At 66.1% G+C, this 1,548-nt stretch carries 1 protein-coding gene; it reads right to left on the reverse strand.

Annotated elements, in window-relative coordinates:
• Positions 1–1,425: efflux transporter outer membrane subunit (locus ACE04F_RS19005; protein ID WP_486109087.1), on the reverse strand; the 1,425-nt coding region annotated here is incomplete at its 3' end.
• Positions 1,426–1,548: the final 123 nt, after the last annotated feature.

Consider the following 1,548-nt stretch of genomic DNA (forward strand, 5'->3'; position numbering starts at 1 on the left):
CCACAGGGGAGCGCCTGCCACAGGCATGTCGCTGCCGGCCTCCAGCCCGCCGCCCAATGCGGTGACCAAATCGGCATGGGCGCTCAACCGCGCGGCGTCTACCTGCTGTTGCACCTGTTGTTGCTTGAACAGCAGGCTCTGGGCGTTGAGCACGTTGAGGTAGTCGGTGAGCCCACGCTGGAACGCCGCCAGCGCAATGTCGTAAGTGCGCTGGGCGGCGGCCACCGATTCGGCGGCGAAGGTCTTTTGCTTGTCCATCGACTCACGGCGAATCAACCGGTCGGAAATGCTCTTGAGGGCATTCACCAGCGTCTGGTTGTAGCGCGCCACGGCGATGTCATAACCCGCCGCAGCCTCGCCCAACTCGCCACGCAGGCGTCCGCCATCGAAGATCGGCAGCGAAATGGCCGGGCCGACGTTGTAGGTGAGTTTGTTGCCGGTCAGGAACTCCAGCGCCCCACCGCCAGTAGCCATGTAACCCAGGCTGCCCACCAGGTCGACGTTGGGGTAAAACCCCGCGCGAGCCACCTCGACCCCACGGGCCTGGGCTGCCACCTGCCAGCGCGCGGCAACCACATCCGGGCGCTGGCCGAGCAGTTCGGCGGGCAATGCCGATGGCAGTTTCAACGGAGCCCCCAGCGCCAGGCTCGGCCGGTGCAGGCGCGCGCCGTCGCCCGGGCCCTTGGCGACCAGCGCCGCCAGTTGATTGCGGCTCAGGGCAATGGCTTCGTCGAGGGCATCGAGCTGACGATGGGTTTCCGGCAATGGCGCCTGGGCCTGGCTGACTTCGAAATGGGTGCCGATGCCACCGTCCAGGCGCTTTTGCGCCAGTTCGAGGATCTGCTCTTGCTGATGAAGGGTCGCGGCGACGATGTCGCGCTGGGCGTAATGCAGCGAAAACTGGATGTAGGCGCGCACGACGTTGTCTTGCAATTCCAGCTGCGCCTGCCGCGCCTCCGCGACACTGGCATGGGCCAGGTCGACCGCCCGCTCGCTGGCGCTGCGCTCGCGGCCCCACAGATCCAGGGCGTAGCTCAAGCCCAGGGCGGCGTTGTTGTCCCACGTGGTGGTGTTGGCCAGTTCGCCAGGGCCATAGAACTGATCGGTGGGCCAGTTGTGGCGCTTGAGGGCCGACTCGCCATTGATCTGCAGCGACTCGGCGGCCTCGGCAACACCCGCCATGGCCTTGGCCTGGCGCACCCGGGCGACGGCCATGGCCAGGCTCGGGCTGTCTCGCACAGCCAGGTCGATCCAGCGATCAAGCTGCGGGTCACCATAGACTTTCCACCACTGACGGGTCGGCCAGTGAGCGTCGCGGGCGGCCTCGCGTATCGCCGCATCGGTCGCCAACTGGTTGGCCGACAAGAGCTCGCCCTGCGGCGCGATCCCTCCCGTCCCGATACAACCGCTGAGGGTCAGCGTCAAAACCCAAACACTGAGAGTCTTCAGCTCTCTGCTGATGCAACGCGGCACGGGGGCAATATTCCTGAGGTGGAGAGGCAAGAAGAGATGCTGAAAATTCGCCCTGGAACACACCGGTGGGGGGGG

Source organism: Pseudomonas sp. AGC41 (genome assembly GCF_057334555.1).